The organism is Gordonia sp. SGD-V-85 (assembly GCF_001456905.1).
Lineage (GTDB): Bacteria > Actinomycetota > Actinomycetes > Mycobacteriales > Mycobacteriaceae > Gordonia > Gordonia hongkongensis.
Window position 1 is genome coordinate 1 of the sequence record NZ_LNQO01000052.1, and the last position, 1,751, is coordinate 1,751.

Here is a 1,751-nt window from a genome sequence, read left to right on the forward strand (position 1 = left end):
CCGGTCCTTGAGTTCCTCACTGTACTTGCGTGGTGCTGCCATGCTCTCCATCCTTCACAGGTTCGAGAGCCTCCGACAGACCCGGGGCGGTTCAGACCGTCGGCCAATCTGCGCCCCAACCACCGTGCTCCTCGGGTACCGCGAGCGCCAGCAGACCACTTAGGCGTAAGTCCTCTTTCTCACGGGTGGCTGGCCCCCCATCGCGATCCCGTTCGACGATTCCCTCCCGCCAGCTTGCAGCAAGGTCTCGAGCCACCGCGAGAGGATCGCCCGCCCGCCGGTCGGTGGCCGCCGCCGTGTCGTCGGTGACTGTCATTCGTATTCTCCAATCGCTGATGTGCCGGCCGCGCATGTACGCAGGCTCGTCTGCAGAAATTCCGGGGCCGACCAATCAGTCAGGTCGATCGCCTTATCCACCAGATCGTGGTCGACCAGGTACCGCTGTGTCGCAGCAAGGACAGTGAGCGCATCGTGGTCGAGGGTGGGTACTAAGTTGTCGGTGAAGTGCTCGCCGAAACCGCGTGTCACCGCAGTCTCGCTAACACCGAGGTTGCGGGCATGAATCGCGACTGTCTCGGTCAGATGATCGCGCGCCCAGGAGCCTGCCCGGACCACCGTATCCACCAGATGCTGCACGAGTGACGGGTTCTTATCGACGAGTTGCGCGCTGATTGTCCAAACGCTGGCGTAGTGGCTTGTCCTGTCCAAGCTCAGGTCACGCAGCGGTCTAACACCGGTGAGGTCTTCGAACTCCGCGGACCACGGAAGCCAGCTGAATAGCGCATCGACCGTCCCCCCGGCAAAGACTTGTGCCTGATGGGCCCCGACGGCGGGAAAGAGGTCCGAACCGTTCACTGATGCCGATGCGCTGAGTCGGTCCTGCGGTAAGTCGACTCCCGCCGTCTCAATGGGTACGAGCTCGATATCGTTTACTGTTACGCCGGAGTGACGAAGGGTGTGCTGCAGGGCTCGCGCCTCCCAAGTGCCCAGTGCGACGAGAGTCTGGCGCCACGGGTCGAGCTGTCGGTAGTCACCAAGGTCGCCGCGCAGGATCCGGATTGCCGATGCGGATACGCCGACACGATGCCCCGCCAGTTGCTCCGGTGCGGTCAGGGTGGGGTCGGCCGCGTAAAAGCCCAGCTTTCCCTCGAACAGGGTGACGCCCAGGAGGCGTGTGCGACCCGGTGCACGCAGGCCCTCACTCACCAACGGCGGGATCTCTCCGCCGAATCGGGTGTAAGCGGGATGATCGTAGGTGAAGTGCAAGGAGCCCAGCGGCCCTCCCAGCACGTCCAGATTGATGCCAGCCTCGGCGAGCAACTGCGACTCGCGGCCAACCAGCAGGGCGTTGGGAACAGGGCAGTTGCTGTACGCGAGGGTGTGGACCGCTGAGCTGGTGTCGGTCACAGCGCCGCCGCCCCGCTTGGCAGTTCCAGGCCGAGGTGGTCGCGCAGCGTTGATCCCTCATACTCGTCGCGGAATACCCCACGTTCTTGCAACAGCGGCACCACCTGGTCGACAAAGTCCTCGTAAACGCCGGGCAGATAGGCGGCGGAGATGATGAACCCATCAGCCGCTCTCGCATCGAAGTACTCGACCAGTCTGTCGGCGATCTGGGTGGGCGTTCCTCCCCACTGCGGGACAAAACCCACGTTCGTGCCATAACGTGAATCGCCCCGGGTTTGCTGGAGGCTCGGTTAGTTGGTTCCAGCGTTTGCGGGGACCGGGTTCTCACGGTAGCTGGTGACGGT

Annotated in this window: 1 protein-coding gene and 1 pseudogene; both read right to left on the minus strand. The window is 63.6% G+C overall.

Annotation, left to right across the window (positions count from 1 at the left end; all coding sequences use genetic code 11):
- Window positions 1-312 precede the first annotated feature (312 nt).
- Window positions 313-1,407, minus strand: a complete 1,095-nt coding sequence (locus AS181_RS24365) for a hypothetical protein (RefSeq protein WP_004022072.1) — start codon at window positions 1,405-1,407, stop codon at window positions 313-315.
- Window positions 1,404-1,667, minus strand: a pseudogene (locus tag AS181_RS24370) (LLM class flavin-dependent oxidoreductase); the annotation flags it as partial. The gene AS181_RS24365 and the pseudogene AS181_RS24370, both read right to left, overlap by 4 nt.
- Between the last annotated feature and the right edge of the window lie 84 nt (window positions 1,668-1,751).